General features: G+C 64.2%; 19 protein-coding genes. 11 read left to right on the top strand and 8 right to left on the bottom strand.

What is annotated here, in order from left to right:
• Positions 1-5 precede the first annotated feature (5 nt).
• Positions 6-1691: a GMC family oxidoreductase gene (locus ACWW1C_RS14095; RefSeq protein ID WP_455984000.1), complete on the bottom strand. Its 1686-nt coding sequence runs from the start codon at positions 1689-1691 to the stop codon at positions 6-8.
• 94 nt (positions 1692-1785) lie between these two features.
• Positions 1786-2850 (bottom strand): cupin domain-containing protein, encoded by a 1065-nt coding sequence (locus ACWW1C_RS14090; protein WP_455983999.1) that lies wholly within the window; start codon positions 2848-2850, stop codon positions 1786-1788.
• Between the two features lie 191 nt (positions 2851-3041).
• Here ACWW1C_RS14090 and ACWW1C_RS14085 point away from each other — a divergent pair, with 191 nt between their 5' ends.
• Both ACWW1C_RS14085 and ACWW1C_RS14080 read left to right on the top strand, forming a co-directional pair.
• Entirely contained in the window at positions 3042-4520 is a 1479-nt protein-coding gene (locus tag ACWW1C_RS14085) for an ABC transporter permease subunit (RefSeq protein WP_455983998.1), read from the top strand.
• Positions 4517-5272: an amino acid ABC transporter ATP-binding protein gene (locus ACWW1C_RS14080; protein ID WP_455983997.1), complete on the top strand. Its 756-nt coding sequence runs from the start codon at positions 4517-4519 to the stop codon at positions 5270-5272. The genes ACWW1C_RS14085 and ACWW1C_RS14080 overlap by 4 nt, the downstream gene beginning before the upstream one ends.
• An 18-nt stretch (positions 5273-5290) precedes the next feature.
• Here the strand turns inward: ACWW1C_RS14080 and ACWW1C_RS14075 are convergent, their stop codons facing one another.
• Complete coding sequence (locus ACWW1C_RS14075; protein WP_455983996.1) at positions 5291-5740, bottom strand: MarR family winged helix-turn-helix transcriptional regulator; 450 nt, start codon at positions 5738-5740, stop codon at positions 5291-5293.
• 126 nt (positions 5741-5866) lie between these two features.
• Here ACWW1C_RS14075 and ACWW1C_RS14070 point away from each other — a divergent pair, with 126 nt between their 5' ends.
• From ACWW1C_RS14070 to ACWW1C_RS14060, 3 genes are all read left to right on the top strand, one after another.
• Complete coding sequence (locus ACWW1C_RS14070; protein WP_455983995.1) at positions 5867-6577, top strand: hypothetical protein; 711 nt, start codon at positions 5867-5869, stop codon at positions 6575-6577.
• A complete protein-coding gene (locus tag ACWW1C_RS14065) occupies positions 6574-7485 on the top strand; it encodes a TIGR03560 family F420-dependent LLM class oxidoreductase (protein WP_455983994.1) in 912 nt (303 codons plus the stop codon). The genes ACWW1C_RS14070 and ACWW1C_RS14065 overlap by 4 nt, the downstream gene beginning before the upstream one ends.
• A gap of 166 nt (positions 7486-7651) precedes the next feature.
• Entirely contained in the window at positions 7652-8278 is a 627-nt protein-coding gene (locus tag ACWW1C_RS14060) for a type 1 glutamine amidotransferase domain-containing protein (RefSeq protein ID WP_455983993.1), read from the top strand.
• Positions 8279-8299: 21 nt separating this feature from the next.
• On the opposite strand, the gene ACWW1C_RS14055 is transcribed toward ACWW1C_RS14060, so the two are convergent.
• Both ACWW1C_RS14055 and ACWW1C_RS14050 read right to left on the bottom strand, forming a co-directional pair.
• Positions 8300-9109: an LLM class F420-dependent oxidoreductase gene (locus ACWW1C_RS14055; protein WP_455983992.1), complete on the bottom strand. Its 810-nt coding sequence runs from the start codon at positions 9107-9109 to the stop codon at positions 8300-8302.
• Between the two features lie 151 nt (positions 9110-9260).
• A complete protein-coding gene (locus ACWW1C_RS14050) occupies positions 9261-9521 on the bottom strand; it encodes a helix-turn-helix domain-containing protein (RefSeq protein WP_455983991.1) in 261 nt (86 codons plus the stop codon).
• Between the two features lie 76 nt (positions 9522-9597).
• On the opposite strand from ACWW1C_RS14050, the gene map reads away from it, so the two are divergent.
• Complete coding sequence (gene map / locus ACWW1C_RS14045) at positions 9598-10359, top strand: type I methionyl aminopeptidase (RefSeq protein ID WP_455983990.1); 762 nt, start codon at positions 9598-9600, stop codon at positions 10357-10359.
• A 43-nt stretch (positions 10360-10402) separates the two neighbouring features.
• Here the strand turns inward: map and ACWW1C_RS14040 are convergent, their stop codons facing one another.
• Positions 10403-11326 carry a helix-turn-helix transcriptional regulator gene (locus ACWW1C_RS14040; RefSeq protein WP_455983989.1) on the bottom strand — a complete coding sequence of 308 codons (924 nt, stop codon included), beginning with the start codon at positions 11324-11326 and terminating at the stop codon, positions 10403-10405.
• A gap of 135 nt (positions 11327-11461) precedes the next feature.
• On the opposite strand from ACWW1C_RS14040, the gene ACWW1C_RS14035 reads away from it, so the two are divergent.
• Positions 11462-12469, top strand: a complete 1008-nt coding sequence (locus ACWW1C_RS14035; protein ID WP_455983988.1) for an alcohol dehydrogenase catalytic domain-containing protein — start codon at positions 11462-11464, stop codon at positions 12467-12469.
• Between the two features lie 163 nt (positions 12470-12632).
• Positions 12633-13607, top strand: coding sequence for an oxygenase MpaB family protein (locus ACWW1C_RS14030; RefSeq protein ID WP_455984279.1), 975 nt, complete (start codon positions 12633-12635; stop codon positions 13605-13607).
• Positions 13608-13627: 20 nt separating this feature from the next.
• Here the strand turns inward: ACWW1C_RS14030 and ACWW1C_RS14025 are convergent, their stop codons facing one another.
• A complete protein-coding gene (locus ACWW1C_RS14025; RefSeq protein WP_455983987.1) occupies positions 13628-14551 on the bottom strand; it encodes an alpha/beta hydrolase in 924 nt (307 codons plus the stop codon).
• 226 nt (positions 14552-14777) lie between these two features.
• Here ACWW1C_RS14025 and ACWW1C_RS14020 point away from each other — a divergent pair, with 226 nt between their 5' ends.
• The 3 genes from ACWW1C_RS14020 to ACWW1C_RS14010 all read left to right on the top strand — a co-directional run bounded on the left by ACWW1C_RS14020 (position 14778) and on the right by ACWW1C_RS14010 (position 16605).
• Entirely contained in the window at positions 14778-15641 is an 864-nt protein-coding gene (locus tag ACWW1C_RS14020; RefSeq protein ID WP_455983986.1) for a helix-turn-helix domain-containing protein, read from the top strand.
• Between the two features lie 133 nt (positions 15642-15774).
• Positions 15775-16389: a dihydrofolate reductase family protein gene (locus ACWW1C_RS14015; protein WP_455983985.1), complete on the top strand. Its 615-nt coding sequence runs from the start codon at positions 15775-15777 to the stop codon at positions 16387-16389.
• Between the two features lie 15 nt (positions 16390-16404).
• Positions 16405-16605 (top strand): DUF7489 domain-containing protein, encoded by a 201-nt coding sequence (locus ACWW1C_RS14010; RefSeq protein WP_455983984.1) that lies wholly within the window; start codon positions 16405-16407, stop codon positions 16603-16605.
• A gap of 19 nt (positions 16606-16624) precedes the next feature.
• Here the strand turns inward: ACWW1C_RS14010 and ACWW1C_RS14005 are convergent, their stop codons facing one another.
• Positions 16625-17761 carry a YncE family protein gene (locus ACWW1C_RS14005; RefSeq protein ID WP_455983983.1) on the bottom strand — a complete coding sequence of 379 codons (1137 nt, stop codon included), beginning with the start codon at positions 17759-17761 and terminating at the stop codon, positions 16625-16627.
• Positions 17762-17861: the final 100 nt, after the last annotated feature.

Raw genomic sequence — 17861 nt, 5'->3', positions numbered from 1 at the left:
GCGGCTTACGTCAGGATCGCCCGCGCAGCGCGCTCGGCGATCAGCATGACCGGCGCATTGGTGTTCCCGGAAGTGATGGTGGGCATCGCCGACGCATCGACGACTCGAAGGCCAGCGACGCGATAGACACGACAGTCGGTGTCGAGGACCGTCGCTGCTGACCGCGGAAGACCTTGTGTGTCAAAGGCTCCCATCGCGCAGGTGCCCACCGGGTGGAAGATCGTCGTGCCGAGCTCACGTGCCGCCTGCTGCAAGTCCTCGTCACTCACCACTTGCGGGCCCGGCAGTAGCTCGTCCGGGTGGTAGGGGGCCAGCGCAGGCGCAGCCATGATCTGCCGCGTCATGCGCAGGCCCTTGATCGCGGCGTGATGATCGGCGTCGGTGGACAGGTAATTACACGAGATTTTCGGGTAGACCAGCGGATCCGCGGCGGCAATGCGGACGTGCCCACGCGAGGTGGGACGCAGATTGCAAACCGAGGGAGTGATGGCGCCAAAAGAGTGCAGCGGATCGCCGAACTTGGGCAAGGACAATGGCTGTACGTGCCACTCCAGATCCGGACTAGCCAGTGCCGCATCGCTTTTCGCGAAAGCACCCAACGTCGAGGGCGGCATGGTCAACGGTCCGGAGCGCAGCGCCAGGTACTGGAGACCCATGCCGCCACGGGTGAGCCAATTCCGGTACAGCGTGTTCACCGTCCGGGCGCCCTGGATGCGGTACACCGTTCGCAGCTGCAGATGGTCCTGAAGATTCTCGCCGACTCCTGGCAGATCGACGGCCACCGGCACGTGATGCTGGGCGAGCAACTCGGCCGGGCCCAGTCCCGAGGCCTGCATGAGCTGGGGTGACCCGATGGCGCCGGCGCTCAGAATCACCTCGTGACGGGCTCGGACGTCAACGAGTTCGCCATCTTTCAGCAGCCGCACACCGGTGGCACGGCGCTGCGCCGTGGTCCAGGCACCGCGACGCTGATGTTCCTGAACCTGGTCATCCAGCAGCAGCCGCACGGCCTGAGTCTGGGTGTAGACGGTGAGATTGGGTCGGTGGGCGACGGGATGCAGGAAGGCATCGGCCATCGACCAGCGACGGCCACGCTTTTGGTTGACGTGAAAATACGCGCTGCCGGAGTTGTCGCCCCGGTTGAACTCGTCGATCGGGGCGATGCCCACCTGCGCAGCGGCGGCCTGCCAGGCGTCCAGGATCTTCCAGCGCACCCGTGGCTGCTCGACGCGGATCTCGCCACCGGCGCCGTGCCAGTCGTCGGCGCCGCCGAAGTAGTCCTCCAGCTCCTTGTAGATCGCCAACGTCTCGCCGGGACCGTCAACGCCACCCCACAGCCAGCGTTCGTCGCCGGTGGCCTGCGCCCAGAGGGCGTAATCGGAGGCCTGGCCGCGCATGTGGATCATGGCGTTGATCGACGAGCAGCCGCCGATGACGCGGCCCCGCGCGTAGTGAATGCTGCGGCCCGCCAAGCCTGGGTCGGCCTCGGTCGTGAAGCACCAGTCGGTGCGGGGATTCGCAATGGTGTACAGGTAGCCCACCGGCACCTTGATCCAGAACCAGTTGTCTTTGCCGCCGGCCTCGATCAACAGCACCCGATGATCGGGGTTGGCGCTCAGCCGGTTGGCGAGCAGGCAGCCCGCACTGCCTGCGCCCACGATGATGTAGTCGAAGTCGGCGGCGGGGCTCATTCTGGGTATCAATCCTCCATGGCGGCGAACGGCGTGTCCTAGTGTGCGCGATGACGGCCCGGTGCGTGCGCATTCCTATCCCGCGTGTGGGGAATCAGGGTTGGCCGGCCCCGCGCGCGTCGACGGGGTTCACCCGGGAAACCACCAGTGGGTCTGCGGGAGTGAACGGAAACGCGGGCAGATCATCGATGTGGGTGTTGAACGTGGCGGCCAAGACTTCTCGGGAATAGGCGGTGGCAGAGGCCTTGAAGCCGATGTCGGCGGGGAACGGCTGGTCGAAGAAGATCAGGAAATGCCAGTCGTCGGTGCCGATGTTCTCGATGTGGTGGGGGTAGGCGCGGGGGATGAAGTACATGTCTCCGGTGGTGAGGTGCCAGGTGTCCAGGGTGCCATCCGGGTTCATGATGGTCATGCGGGCGTCGCCGTAGTGCACGTAGCCCATCTCAGCGGTGACCGGATGCCAATGCGGTTCGCGCATACCGTTTTCGGCGACGCGCAGCGAGTACATCGAGATGTCCTTCAACGCAGGCCAGAACTGGTCTCGGGCGAAGCGTGCGTTACCACTGGCGAAGTTGAGGCCGGGTGCCTGCGCTTCGATGTCGAATTTGTGCGGATCGTTGAAGCGGGCTGCGGCGGGGATACTCGCGTTGCCCACGCGGGCTGCCAGTTTGTGGTCGACGGTGCTGCGGCGGATGTTGGCGATGTCGGAAGACGGTAGGTCGTAGGTGTTGCCCAGCACGGCGTCGGTGAACGCTCCGAAGCTGGCGCCCAGGCCGAAGTCCTCGGGCCGCTCGTTGCGGAAGGCGATGATGAACTCGGCGACATCGGTACCGACGTTCTCGATGTGGTGCAGCGCGCCGGACTCGATGTGGAACATCTGTCCTGCCGTGACGATGAAGTTCGAGAACACACTGTGGTTGTCCAGGACGGAAACGAGGGCGGTGCCCGAGACGCAGTAGGTGAGTTCGTTGGCGTTCGCGTGCCAGTGTGGCGTGCGCATGGCCCCGGGGTTGAGCAGTAACCGCTTGATCGACAAGTTCTTCAGAATCGGCAGGGCATCAGCGGTGACGCGGCGCATCGAGCCGAGTTCAGATTCCTCGACAACCTCGCCGTTGAGTAGCGAGACGGTGTGGCTGCTGCGGGCGATGGACGTGGTCATGCGGTGCCTCCTCGTTGGTCAAGCCGACAGCAGTCAGTGTTGTCGGTTGAGAGCCTGCCGTCATGGACGCCGGCGGTACTGCGTGGTTACGGCAAGCGGTACTTCATTCATTCCTGCTGGCGGTAAGGGCCGTATCAGCCGGATTGAGCAGAACCCTTGGTGACGGCCCTCCGACTTGCTAACTTCCGGCGGTGCGCTACATCCGAGGAGCCATCCTGCCGGTGCTGCTGCTCGTCGCCTTGCTATTGGCGGCCTGCGGGTCGCCGGGTAACAACAATGGCGAGAATCCGGTCAAGACGGCGGGCGTGCTGCGCGTCGGTACCGAAGGCGTCTACTCACCGTTCAGCTACCACGACCCGGCAACGAACAACCTTGTCGGGTATGACGTCGACGTCGCCAGGGCGGTCGCCGACAAGCTGGGCGTCCGTATCGAATTCGTAGAGACGCCATGGGATTCGATCTTTGCCGCCCTGGAGGCCAACCGATTCGACGTCGTCGCCAACGAGGTGACGATCAACCCCGAACGTAAGGCCAAATACGACCTCTCCGAGCCGTATTCCGTGGGAGAGGGAGTCGTCGTCACGCGCGCTGACGACAACTCCGTCAAGTCGCTCGACGACATCAGGGGCAAGGTCGCCGCCGAGAACGCGACCAGCAACTGGGCGGAGGTGGTCCGAAAGGCGGGGGCCCGCATCGAGACGGTGGAGGGTTTCACCCAGGCCATCAAGTTGCTCAACCAGGGGCGAGTCGACGTCGTCGTCAACGACAGCATCGCGGTGTATGCCTACCTTGCCGAAACGGGAGACAAGTCGGTCAAGATCGCCGCCAACACCGGTGAGAAGAGCGAGCAGGCCTTCGCCGCCAGGAAGAACAGCGGACTGTTGCCAGGCCTGAACACGGCCCTCGACGAACTTCGTGCCGACGGAACCCTGGCCCGGATCTCGCAGAAGTACCTCAAGGCCAACGCATCTGGCGGGCCGGACGCCGACCGTGCACAGCACGCGCCGCGGTCGACATGGGAGCTGATCGGGGACAGCCTCGTGCCCCTGGCGAAGGCGGCGATCACCAAGACCATCCCGTTGACGGTGATCAGCTTCGTGATCGGCCTTGTCCTCGCGCTGGCGGTGGCGCTGGCACGGCTGTCATCAAATGTGGTTCTTGCCAACGCGGCGCGGTTCTACATCTCGATCATCCGCGGCACGCCGCTGCTGGTGCAGCTGTTCATCGTGTTTTTCGCGTTGCCCGAACTGGGCGTGAAGATCGCGCCATTCCCCGCGGCCGTCATCGCGTTCTCCTTGAACGTCGGCGGATATGGGGCCGAAATCATCCGCTCGGCGATCCAGAGCATTCCCAAAGGCCAATGGGAGGCAGCCGAGACCATCGGCTTCAATTATGTTGGCGCGCTTCGACGCATCATTCTCCCGCAAGCTGCTCGGGTGGCGGTGCCGCCGCTGTCGAACACGTTGATCTCGCTGGTGAAAGACACGTCTCTCGCGTCGACGATCTTGGTCACCGAACTGCTGCGGCAAGCTCAGATCATCGCGGCGCCGACGTTCGAGTTCTTCGCGTTGTACGGCACCGCCGCGGTGTACTACTGGGTGATCTGCCTGGCGCTCTCCTTCGGCCAGGGTCGCATCGAACGTCGGCTGGAAAGGTACGTTGCGAGATGACCGAAAACCGTGTGGTGGCCGATGGTGTGCACAAGGCCTTCGGGGAAAACAAAGTGCTCAAGGGTGTTTCGTTCACTGTCGAGCAGGGGACAGCAACGGCCATCATCGGGCCATCCGGATCGGGCAAGACGACGCTGCTGCGGACGCTGAACGCGCTCGACCGGGCCGACGCCGGGGTGATCCGAGTGGACGACGTCGAAATCGACTTCTCAACGCCGACACCGAAACCCGAGGTGCGCCGGTTCCAGTCGCGCAGCGGCTTCGTCTTTCAGAGCCATAATCTGTTCCCGCACAAGACGGTCCTGCAGAACGTGACCGAGGGGCCGGTCATCGTACAGAAGCGGCAGAAAGAAGAGGCCGAAGCCGAAGCCCTGGCATTGCTGGACCAGGTCGGCCTTGCCGCGAAGAAGGACCAGTACCCGTATCAGCTGTCCGGCGGGCAACAGCAGCGCGTCGGCATCGCCCGCGCGCTGGCCTTGAAACCGAAGCTCGTGCTGTTCGACGAGCCGACGTCGGCGCTGGATCCCGAACTCGTCGGCGAAGTGCTCGCTGTGATCAAGGATCTCGCAGTCGAGGGTTGGACGATGGTGATCGTCACCCACGAAATCCAGTTCGCCAGACAGGTTTCCAATCAGGTGCTATTCACCGATCGGGGCATCATCCTGGAGCGGGGCACACCGGACGAGGTGCTCGGCAACCCGAAAGAAGAGCGCACCCGGCAGTTCCTGGACCGCATTCTGAATCCGCTATAGCGCGAATCAGGGCACAGATCAGGGCTTGCGTCGCCGCCGGCCCAGCTGCTGGTAACCGGGATGTACCGCCGGCGTGAGTTCCTGCTGGTCGGCCACCTTGGCTAGAAGTTCGTCGAGTGTTTTGCGTTCGGAACCGGTCAAGCCCGCCGTCAGCGCTTGCTCGTGCTCGCGCGCGATTTCGGACAGCGTCGCCATCAGTTTCTCGCCTGACGCTGTCAGATACAACGCGTACAGCCGCCGATCGGTCGGGTTGCGCCGGCGTTCGACCTCGCCGCGCGCCTCGAGTTCATCGACGTAGGTGACCACGCGGCTGGGCAGCAGGCCCAACTGGCCGCTCAGTTCCTGCTGGCTGAGCCCCGGGCGGATGGCGATGATCCGCAAGATGCCGGCGTGCGGCGGCGTCAGCTTCACGGCGCCAAGACGTTCGCCGAACAGCTGAGCGGCGTGATGGCCGAGCTGGGCGAGCATGAAGGCAACTCCACCCCGGTCTGGAGCGCTGGACGGTGACGGCATGGACAAATACTACCGGTGGCAAACCATTTTCTTCGTGAATCATGTTGACGTATCTAATTCATGACGAATATCGTTCACCTTATGAACGATTACCTCGATGATCGGCCGTCAAACCGCGACCGAGCCCGGCAGCAGGCCGGCCCACCGCTGTGGCTGCTCGGCGCGGTCTCGCTCGGCCTGCTCCTGGTCGGCGTCATTTTGCTTGCGGCACTGGGCGGTACGCCGCCGCTGCCATACCGCGAACCCGCTGCGGTACTGGACTACTTCCGCGCACATGCGGTGGCCGCGCAGGTGAGCGCCGTCTTCGTGTTCGGATCGTCGGTCCCACTGGCGATCTACGCAGCCACCGCCAGTGCGCGGCTGCGACAACTCGGCGTCACTGCGCCGGGCGCCACCATCGCGCTCGCCGGCGGCGTGCTGGCAGCCGGGGGACTGGGCCTGTCGAGCCTGCTGCTCTGGACGCTGTCGCGGCCGGAGATCATCGCCGGTGGCCCGCTGGTCAACGCGCTCTACTATCTGACCTTCCTCACCGGTGGGGTCGCGCACGTCGTGATGCTCGGCCTGTTGACGGCCGGGGTTGCGGTGCCGGCGTTGATTCTGCACCTGGTCCCGCGGACGTGGGCATGGATCGGACTCGGGATCTCCGTGATCGCCGAACTCACCACCGCGGTACTCATCTGGCCGTCGATTGCGCCCCTGCTGCCGATCGCCCGATTCGCCGCGCTGATCTGGCTTGTCGCCGTCGGCGCTCTCTTGCCGAAGCGCCGCGCGGGACGGAACCAACCGGCATGAAGCTCAGCGTCAGTATCACCAACTTCTCGTGGCCGGCGGGGCCGACCGGGATTCACGCGAATCTGACGGCACTGTCCGAATTCCTCGACGGCACAACCGTTGACACCCTCTGGGTGGCGGACCACCTGCTGCAGGCCGATCCGGCCAGCCGTCCCGATGAGCCCATGCTCGAGGCGTACACCACGCTCGGGTTCCTGGCGGCCAAGACCACACGACTGCGCCTGGGGACCCTGGTATCCGCAGCGACGTTCCGCGAACCCGCGCTGTTGGTCAAAGCTGTCACGACCCTGGATGTGCTGTCCGGCGGACGCGCATGGCTCGGACTCGGCGCCGGCTACAACACCGACGAGGCGGAGTCGCTCGGACTTTTCCTGCCACCGGCAGGGGAGCGATTCGACCGCATGGCCGAGCTTCTGCAGCTGGCCAACCGCATGTGGGATGGCAACGAATCCCCATTTGCGGGCGACCACTACCGTGCCGGACGGCCCATCGGCCGGCCACTGCCCACCACACGGCCGCCGGTACTGATCGGTGGCACCGGGGAGCGCCGAACGTTGCGCCTGGTCGCCGAGTACGCCGATGCGTGCAACCTCTTCGATATCCCCAATGGCGAGAACGTGATTCGCCGTCAACTCGCTGCGCTCTCTCGTCACTGCCGCGAGCTCGGACGTCCCGGTGAGGACATCGAGCGGACCGTCACGACGGCCCTGGCTCCTGGGGAGTCCGCTGATCAGCTGGTCGAACGCTGCCGCCGACTGGCGGATCTGAGTCTCCAGCACGTCGTCCTGATCGCGCGCGGGCGGCCGTGGACCCACACCGAGCTCGCGGTCGTGGTCGCCGCGGCGGATCAGCTGATGACCGTCGAACCCACTCTGCTCGGAGAGGCCCTCGATCGAGGGGAGATGTGATGGCGATCGCACCGGATATCGCCTCGAAGTGCTTGTCGCACGGAATGTTTCGTCAGACCGTGGCCTGCGCAGGCGGCGCCGGTCGGCGGTCGGTTTCGGCCACCGCCTCCCCGGGTACCCAGCCGAGCGGTGCCGCCAACGTGGTGGCGCAGGCAAGGAGTTCACGATGCGTGCTGAAGAAGGCGATGAATCGATCGCTGAGCTGGCCGATTACGCCGAGCAAGCCGAACAGAACCTGGATGAGAGCATCGCACCACTCGAGGGCAAGAAGGTAGCGATCCTGGCCACCGATGGCGTCGAGCGCCGCGAGTTGCAAGAGCCCCGCGACGCGGTACAAGCCGCCGGTGCCAGCACGCAATTGGTTTCGCTGCAAGAGGGCTCCATCGACATGCGTGACAACGACCTGAATCCGGGCGGCACCGAGCCCGTCGAACGTTTGGTCGCCGACATCACGCCCGACGATTTCGACGCTCTGCTCATTCCGGGCGGCACGGTGAATGCCGACAAACTGCGCAGTGACGACAAAGCGGTGAAGTTCGTCCACGACTTCGTCGAATCAGGCAAGGTCGTGGGCGTCATCTGCCACGGACCGTGGACGCTGATCGATGCCGGCGTCGCCAAAGGGCGCACGCTGACGTCGTATCCGAGTCTTCGTATCGATCTACAGAATGCCGGAGCGACGGTGGTCGACCGCGAAGTCGTCATCGACGGCAACGTGATCTCCAGTCGTGGCCCGGATGACCTCCCGGCGTTCTCGTCGGCTGTCGTGGATGCGCTTGCGCGCGGCGCCTGAGGCGACGACCGTTCAGCGTCCTCAGCCGTTGTCCCGCCAGGCGAGCACCTGTTTGAGGGACTCGAGGTCATATCCGTTGTCGGAGGTGAGCTCGATCTGGAACAACGTGACCCCGGCCTCCCGGAAGGAGTCGGCGCTGTCGGCGTTCTGCCACAGCGTCGAGCGCTCGATGTCGGCGCCGTTGCGGCCGAACGTCGCCGCCAGCTCATCGACGCGGTCGCTGGACCGGCGGAACGCGTCGAGCTCCTGGAACGCGTGCCAGATGTCGGCGTGCCGGGCCACTGCGGGCAGTGAACGTTTGGGACCTGTGCCGCCGATGAGGATCGGTACCTTGCGGACGGGTGGCGGGATCAAGGCCGTCAGCCGGTTCTCGATGCGAATCAGGCTCTCGTCGAACAGATCAAACCGCGTGCCGAAGGTGCCGAAGTCGTAACCGTAAGTGGTGTAATCCTTTTCGTACCATCCGGCACCGAGGCCGAGGATGAGCCGGCCGCCGCTGATGTGGTCGACGGTGCGCGCCATGTCGGCGAGCAGGTCCGGGTTGCGGTAACCGACGCCGGTGACGAGGAGCCCGATCTCGGCGTGCGAGGTGATCTCGCCCCACGACGCGAGCGCAGTCCAGCCCTCGAAGTTGGCGACGTCGGGCTGGTCGGCGAACAGGACCGGCTTGCCGTCGACGATGCCTTCCATCGCCGGACGGTGGAAGTGGTCGTAACCGAAGATCACATCAGTGCCGAGATCGTCTGCGGCCAGGACGGCGTCGCGCCATGTGCGGTAGTCGGGTGTACCGCCGGGCTGGATCTGCACGGCGACGCGAACATGACGGGTCATGGTTGCTCCTGAGTCGGGAAGAGGCGACTCAGGAGGCAAGTTGACCGGGCGCGAGTTTATTCCGGGTGATTCTGGTGCGTGCCGTTGGCCACCAGACGGATCGAAGGTAAATCTCTGCGCCTGGGCGGGGAGTGGGGAGGCATCTCGTTGCTCAAGAGGCCGCTGCGCCCAGAGGCCGCCAGACATCGGCCAGGGTGCCCAGTGGCAGTCCGAGTGCGTCACTGAGGCCGACGATGGTGCCGAAGGCCGGCGAGGGCAGCCGGCCGGTTTCGATCTTGCGCAGCGTCTCGGGCGAGATGCCTGCGGCGCGGGCGACGTCCTCGAGCGTGCGGGCGCCGCGGGCTGCGCGGAGTGCCGCGCCCAGACGGCGGCCTGCGGCGACCTGTGCAGGGCTCAACGGGGTGCGAACCATGGGATCACTCTATTCCGGGTATTTAAATACCGCTACACTCGTCGAGGTATTTAAATACCGGACAGGAGCAAGCATCGTGATCGAACTCAAGACCGGCGCCGAGATCGAGAAGATGCGGACCACCGGACAATTCGTGGCACAGGTGCTCAGCGAACTCGGCGCACTCGCCGCCATCGGAGTGAATCTTCTCGACCTCGAACACCATGCCCGCGACATGCTCAAACGCCGTGGAGCACAGTCCTGCTACTGGGACTACGACCCGTCATTCGGCCGCGGCCCGTTCCGGAATGTGGTCTGCCTCTCGGTGAATGACGCTGTGCTGCATGGGCTTCCGTTCGACTACGCGTTGCACGACGGCGATGTGCTGAGCCTGGACCTCGCGGTCTCGATCGACGGTTGGGTCGCCGACGCCGCCCGCACCCTGATCGTCGGTACTCCCGCCGACGAGGACGTACGACTGATCCGCGCAACCGAGGAGGCGCTCGCCGCGGGCACCGCCGCCGCGCAGCCCGACGGGCGGCTCGGCGACATCTCCGCGGCGATCGGCGCCGTCGCCGACGCGTACGGATACCCCGTCAATCTCGAATTCGGCGGTCATGGCCTCGGCCGGACCATGCATGAAGACCCACATGTACCCAACCGGGGCCGAGCTGGACGCGGGTTGCGATTGCGACCGGGGATGACGCTGGCGCTCGAGCCGTGGCTGGCGCGTACCACCGACCGGATCGTTTACGACCCTGACGGCTGGACCATCCGTTCCGCCGACGGCTCGCGCACCGCGCACACCGAGAACACCATCGCGATAACTGCCGATGGTCCGGTGATCCTCACCAACTGACCGGCGGACGCAATCTCGCTGCATCCGTTCGTGAAAGAGGGCGCTACGGCCCGACGTTCGTCATGTTTTGCCGGTATTGGGTCGGGGTGACCCCCAGTCGATCCTTGAATGTGGTGGCGAAGTGGCTCGGTGTCGAGAAGCCCACGCTCGTACTGATTTCGGTGATCGTCAGCCCTGTGGTGGTCAGTAATGCCCTGGCTCGCGAAATGCGTTGCGCGATCACGTATTGGTGCGGGGTGGTGTGGAAGGCATCACTGAAAGCCTTGGCGAACCGGTTGACCGGCATGCCGGACAGCTGGGCCAATGCCTGGAGACTGATCGCGGAGTCGAGACTGTCTGCCAAGTATTCGCGTAACGCGGCGACGGCGGCCTCGTCCAGTCGCTTGGGTGAGTCGACGATTTGGGCCGCAGCACGAGGCGTGTATTGATCGTGCAGGTGCAAACGCACAGTCTCGGTTAACGATTCGTATAGCAGCCGCGCGGCGACATCGGTTCGACCACCGATGTCATGGATGCGCTGCACCAGTGCGTAGAGGAGCGGATCAGACCCGACGGTCGGCTGCACGGGATTGGTGCCCAAGGCTGTAGTCGGAACCGTCAGCTGACAGTAGTGTGCTTCGGAGTTGCCACGAGCCAGTGCGGCGCCGCGGTGTTCAGCAGGCAATACCCATGTACTGCCCGCCCTAGGTGTCTCGACACGACGCCCGCCCATGCCTTCGACGTCGTATTCCTTCGCGGCCACGCGTCCATGGCGATACACCATCACGACGTGATGGGGTTGATGATATTCGCAGTCAGCGGACCCACTGAGGTGCTGACTGACGAACGCGAATTCAACATGCGCCACCGCTCCAGGCTGCCAGAACCACGCATATTGCGACAGCCGGCAGTTCCAGGTCGGCGTGCCGGGCCGGGAAATTTCGCAACCCAGTCGGAATTCGAAGGTGGTGGCCGCGACCAGCGCCATAACGTCTCATCGCCGCGGTTGTGGGGGAGCGGCGACAGGCAGCAAAGCTGTCTGTTCCGCAGGCGCCGACCAGCGGCTACTCATTCATCGAGCGCGAATCCGCAGATATAGGAGCATGTTTTGAAGGCAGTTGTGATGACGGGAGCGAACCAGCCGTGGGTGGTTCGTGAGGTTCCGACTCCCGAGGCCGAACCCGGCCAAATCCTGGTCAAGGTGCATGCCTCGGGCATGTGCTTCACCGACGCATGGGCCACGCAGGGGTTCGGTGGCGATATCTATCCGCAGACACCGGGGCACGAAATCGTTGGCGAAGTCGTCGAGGTGGGCGCCGGGGTGCGGACACGACAAGTCGGCGACCGCGTAGGTGCCACCTGGGTTCAGTCCGCGTGCGGCCGCTGCGACTATTGCCTCGAATGCCGGCCGCTGACCGGCCAGACCGCGATGAACTGTGCGGCACCGCGAACCTCGGGATTCTCCGCCCAAGGCGGCCATGCCGAGTATGTGGCCCTTTCGGCCGAGGGAACCGTGCTGCTGCCTCAGGGCCTGTCATACGAAGCCGCCGCGCCCATGATGTGTGCCGGCTACACGACGTGGAGTGGTCTGCGTGACGCCGCACCGCAACCGCACGAGCGCATCGCCGTGGTCGGTATCGGCGGACTCGGACATGTTGCGCTGCAACTTTCGAAGGCCAGCGGCTTCGAAACCGTCGCCGTCACACACTCGACCGATAAGCATGACCTTGCCATGCAGCTCGGCGCCGACGCAGTCGTCGCGAACGGGGAGCAACTACGCGCCCGCGGCGGAGCGGACATCTTGTTGGTCACGACCAATTCCTTTGCCGCCGCCCAAGATGCGATGACGGGCCTGCGGGTGGACGGCCGGCTCGTTCTGAGCGGGCTGGATTTCAACCACCCGTTCAGCATCTCTTCGGAGGGGGTGCCCTTCCACATGATGCGTCAGCGAGTGATCGGGTCCACTCACGGTGGTCTGCACATGCTCAGCGAGGTGCTCAACCTCGCCGCGACCGGCAAGGTCAAGCCCCTTGTGGAGACGTTCACGCTCGATGAGGCGACTCACGCCTACGAACGGCTGGTCTCGGGTGCGATGCGCTTCCGCGGCGTATTCACGCCCGCACGAGGCTGATTCCGACCGCGCGCAGTCCCACAGCAGCGTTTCGAGTGGGGGGAGTCGCCCCCGCTGGGTGCGCGTCACCCAGCGGGGGCTCGCACCGCGCTATTGACATGGCATCGGCGCCGCCAGCACAATCTGAGAACAGACGTTCTCAGATTTGGAGGCCAACGTGACCATGCCCGTCCGTAGACACGTCGGTACTCGTGCGGCGCGAAACAGCCGAAGCCCTCGGGAGCTGCGAGACCTGTTGACGACCGTGGGTCTGGCCAACGGCGTGGCGAACATCATCATGCAGTTGTCGTTGCCCCCAGTCGGGCACGGAGTCAGCGAAAGCCGCGTCCGATCTGGCAGCCCGCGCAGGTATCCGCTCAAACGAGCGCGTACCACGGGGCAGTACTTGGCGCTGTCGGTGATGGGCGGCGACGACGATCGCGAGGTCATGCGCAAGGCGGTCGCCGACGTGCACATCGCGGTGCACTCCCGCGCTGACAGCCCGGTGAAGTTCAGCGGGAACAGCCGCGAACTTCAACTGTGGGTTGCGATGTGCCTCTTCAAGTACTACCTCGACCAGTACACGCTGCTGCACGGCCCATTGGACGAGGATGCATTGGATATCCTGACGCGTGCAGCCGCACCGCTGGCGACCGGCGTCAATGTGCGCTCATCGGAGTGGCCACAGTCGTACGCAGAGTATGAGCAGCGTTGGGCCGCAACAGTTCCGCAGCTGGCGATCGATCCGATAGTGCGCCGAGAGTTCGAGTCGCTGTCCAACCTGACTTTTCTCGGCGAGGCATGGGGTGCCCTCGGGTATGCGTTGGCACGTATTGGCGGCCCGGCGTACCAGTTCATGACGCGCGCGACGCTGCCTGCCGAGTTTCGCGAACTCATGGGGTGGGACTGGACGCCGGCCGATGAACGCAAGTTCCAGCGAATCCTGAAGGTAGTGCGCTTCATTGACGCCTTGATCAATCCTTTCGTATTGCAGCTTGTGTACCGCCTCTACATCGCCGACTTTCGGCTGCGGCGACGCTTCGGCCGGCCAGTGCTGGGTCGCCTCGAGGTCATCGACGTGCCAATTCGCGACGGGGGCGGACTGCGCTGGTTGACCAGGCGGCGTTCACGCACATCCGCTACAGACCGGCTGCGCTAAAGTCACCGCCTCCTCTGCGATCAGAGGTGCTTCTTGAAGAACGGGATAAGTGCTTCGAGCGCAGGTCCGACAGCCTCGGGTTGGTCGTACAGGTCGTAGTGCGACACATCGGGAATGACGAGAATCTCTTTGTCCTTGGAGGCTGCGAGGTCGAAGACGGTGTATGCGTCCCGATAGGCGCCGAATTCACCCGGCTTGTTGCCGACGACGAGCAACAATGGCTGCGTCAGTAGCTTGTCGGCAAGGTGGTAGGCATCGAACCAGACCGTGGGTGCCAGCGACGAGAACGACCACAGGTTCGTGCCGTGGGGGTGCGCCCCGCGCGGTGTCTTGTAATACTCCGTGGCTTCGGCCACGTCGATGTGAAGTGGCGGGACGAGGCCCAGTTCCTTGGCCTTCTCGACCGAAGGGGGTAGTGAGCTGTCGAGTCGCTGTTCGCCTCCACGAGCTTCGATGGTGCGCTGTTGGGCGATGGCTTCAAGAGTCTTGATGGCCGCATCGGGGGACATGTCGCCCTGGCGCAGCAGCCGGCCCAAGTTGACTCCGGTAACCGTGGCGACCGCTTTGAATCGCCGTTCGGTCATCGCGGCGGCCCAGGTATAGCCGCCGCCGGCGCACATGCCGAACACGCCGATGCGATCCTCGTCAACGTAGTCAAGTGTCACGAGATGGTCAGCCGCACAGCGGAAGTCTTCGACCCGCCATGTCGCATCCTCGAGCTGGCGCGGTTCACCACTGCTGGCTGCTTGAAAAGCTGCGTCGAATGCGAGCACCACGAATCCAGCTTCAGCGAAGGCCTTCCCGTAGACGGTTCCCGATGTCTGCTCCTTGCAACTGCCGACTGGATGGGCACTCACGATCGCCGGGTACTTGCGAGCGGGGTCGAAATCGGGGGGAAAGTAAAGGTCTGCTGCGACGTCCACATGCTTGTTCTTGAAACTCACTGTCTCCACCAGCAATCCTCCTCGCGTTGGGCTTTGAACTGTTGACGTCACGACGGCCAGCCACCGCTAGGACAGGCCGGCCGCGAATTTTGCGCCGAGCCGTTCTGTTCAGTTGCCACCCTGCCACGCGGACCAACGGTGGGGCAGGTACAAATCCATACCCTGTTACCGCCTGGCAGCCGTGCAATCGGCTGGCTGAAACACTCGACGACGGTAGCGTGATCGTGTGAGTAGCGATGCCCTCGGCAGCGAGTTGGGGAGGTTCCTGAAGTCTCGACGGGCGGCGCTGACCCCTGCTGAGGTGGGATTGCCCGAAGACGGGCAGCGCCGACGAGTCCCCGGCCTTCGTCGCGAGGAAGTCGCGCAGCTTGCCTCGATCAGCGACCAGTACTACACCCGAGTCGAGCAGGGTCGGCTGCAGGCGTCCACACCCGTGCTCAACACTCTCGCCGAAGTGCTGCGCCTCAATGACGACCAACGCAACTACCTGTTCGAGCTAGCCGGAAAATACAGTCCACCTGCGGCGCCGCCCCGGGCGCAAACGATCCGGCCCCAAACGAGGCGCTTGCTCGATGCGCTCGCATTCCCCGCGATAATTCTCGGCCACCGAATGAACATCCTGGCCTGGAACCAGCAAGCGGCCATTCTGCTGACCGACTTCTCTCAAATTCCGGAGGAGCAGCGGAACTACGCCCGGTTGGTCTTCTCTGATTCCGAGATCAGATCGCGCTACGCAGACTGGGACAGCGTCGCCCCTGAATGCGTCGCCTTTCTCCGCATGGAGGCCGCTCACATCCCAGACGATCCGCAGCTGGCCGAGCTCGTCGACGACCTCTCGGCCAAGGATGCCCACTTCCGACAATGGTGGTCCGAACATGAGGTCGCGACCCAGACCGGTGGCGCCAAGACAATCCGTCATCCGATCGTCGGCGAACTCACTCTCGACTGGGAAACCCTGGATGTCACAACAGATCCGAGCCAACAACTTGTGGTCTGGACGGCTGAACCAGGTACGCCCAGCCACGACAGACTCGTCCACTTGGCCTCTCTGGCCGCCGGCGAGGACAAACCGGGGCCTGGGCCCGATTAGAAAGCGAACGCGCGGGTCAAGACGTGCAGGCGTGAATATTGCGCACGGCGCTATCGGACGCCGATGAGTTTCCGGTGACACAGCGGTCTTATTGAACAGAGTCAACCGATGAACCGACGGAACGGAACTTGACGTGGCGCGAACCAACCTTTCGATGTCGATCTCAGCCGACGGCTATGTCGCCGGGCCCGATCAGACCGAACAGAATCCGATAGGCGTGGGCGGGCTCGCACTCCACGACTGGCATATCGGTCCCAGCAGAGAGCACCCTGTCAACCGACAGGTGATGTCCGAGATGCTGGACGGCATGGGTGCGACCATCATGGGGCGCAACATGTTCGGACCGGTTCGCGGTGACTGGGACGGTTCGGATTGGCGAGGCTGGTGGGGCGACGCCCCGCCGTATCACTGCCCGGTCTTCGTCCTCACGCACTACGCCCACGACCCGATCGAGATGAACGGCGGTACGACGTTCCATTTCGTCACCGACGGCATCGAATCCGCGTACAAACAAGCTGTGGCGGCCGCCGACGGGAAAGACATCTCGATCGCCGGTGGCGCGTCGTGCGCACGCCAGGCGATCAAGGCGGGCGTGGTCGACGAGATCGATCTGCAGGTGTCGTCGGTGATCCTCGGCTCGGGTGAGCGCCTACTGGACGGATTCCAGCCCGGCCAACCGCAGTTGGAGCTCGTGCGTGTGCTGCACGCCCCAGGCGTCGCTCACCTCCGTTACCGAGTCGCTCGGTGAACGGCGGTGGATGAGATGTCAACTGCAGAGTGGGAGGGCACCGTCGTCAAGAAGTACCGCGCACTACTCGACGGGGCGAACCTGTACCGGCGCATGCGCATTCGGCTCGACGACGGGCGAACGATCACTGTGCGCGTCGACCGCGCGACGTGGAAGGCGTTGTCGGTCGGAGACGCGGTGATCAACACAGCCGAGGGCGGGTTACGACGGGCCTAGGGGCGACGAACGAACGAGGTTATTTGCGTCTATTCAGGGCATTGCGCAGTTGTTTGGCCAAGTCCCGGTTCTCAATCGGCTGGCCGAGGAAGGGTGCTATTGCTCGCGCGATCCGCACGACCGCGAGGGGACGCGGCGGGATTTTGTAGAAGTGGTGGCCGACGATCAGCCATCCGCCACCATCACCCGCGACACCGCCGAGTATGTCGCCGACCAGGTCGGGCACGTCGGGGAAGTGGCGAACGTGGTCGCCGATCACCGACACCGAATCGTCGCCGAGATTGGTGACATAGATGCGCTTTTCGTCGGAACTGACCGCCAGAGCCCAAGCGTCTTCGCCGACGTCGAGAGTGTCGGTGACATCATTCGTGGCGGCGTTGATCACCTGCAAGCAGCCGGGTCCAGGGTAGCCACGGTTGGTGATGTAGACGCGGGCGCCGCTGGGGCCGACCGCAACGCCGATGGGTGAGTTGCCGACAGGGATCGTCTCGGTGACCGTATTTGTCGTCGTGTTGATCACCGAGACCGTTCCGATGGGCGCCGCGTTGGTGACGTAGACGCGGGAACTGTTGGGGCTGACCGCAACACCGCTGGGCAAGTCACCGACCTGAATGGTCTTGATCACGGTATTGGTGGCGGTGTTGATCACCCACACGGAGCCGTCCAGGTTCCAGTTCGTGACGTAGGCGCGCGTGCCGTTCGGACTGACCGCGACGGCGTTGGGATGTCCGTCGACGGGGATGGTCGCGGTGACCGTGTTGGTGGTCGTGTCGATCACCACGACGTCTCCGGACGTGGCCGGACTATGTGCCGCAGCGACATACGCACGGGCGCCGTTGGGAGTCAGCGCGATTCCGCCCGAGAAGTCACCGACGGGAATGTTCGCTGTGATGGTGTTGGTGACGGTACTGATCACCGAGACCGTGCCTGCGTTCTCGATCGTGACGTAGGCACGCGTGCCATCGGGGGAGATGGCCACCGAGTCTGGCAAGTCGCCGACGGGGATGGTGGTGGTGACCGTATTGGTCGCGGTGCTGATGACCGAGACGGAGTCGCCGCCGCCGTTGAGGACGTAAGCGCGGCCACCATCGGGAGTGAGTGCCACCCGGCTCGGGGAGCCGCCGACAGGGATGGTCTTGATGACTTCGAGCGTCATGGCTTGCCTTCCGGTCGAATCGAATTGACCTGACCCAGCCCCAGTTAAGCTACAACAGGCCGATGCACACAACACCCGAATCGCAATACTCGTGCCGTGG

Source organism: Mycobacterium sp. HM-7 (assembly GCF_053852335.1).
Note: the sequence above shows the minus strand (reverse complement) of the source record. Positions and strands in the feature narration are given on the sequence as shown.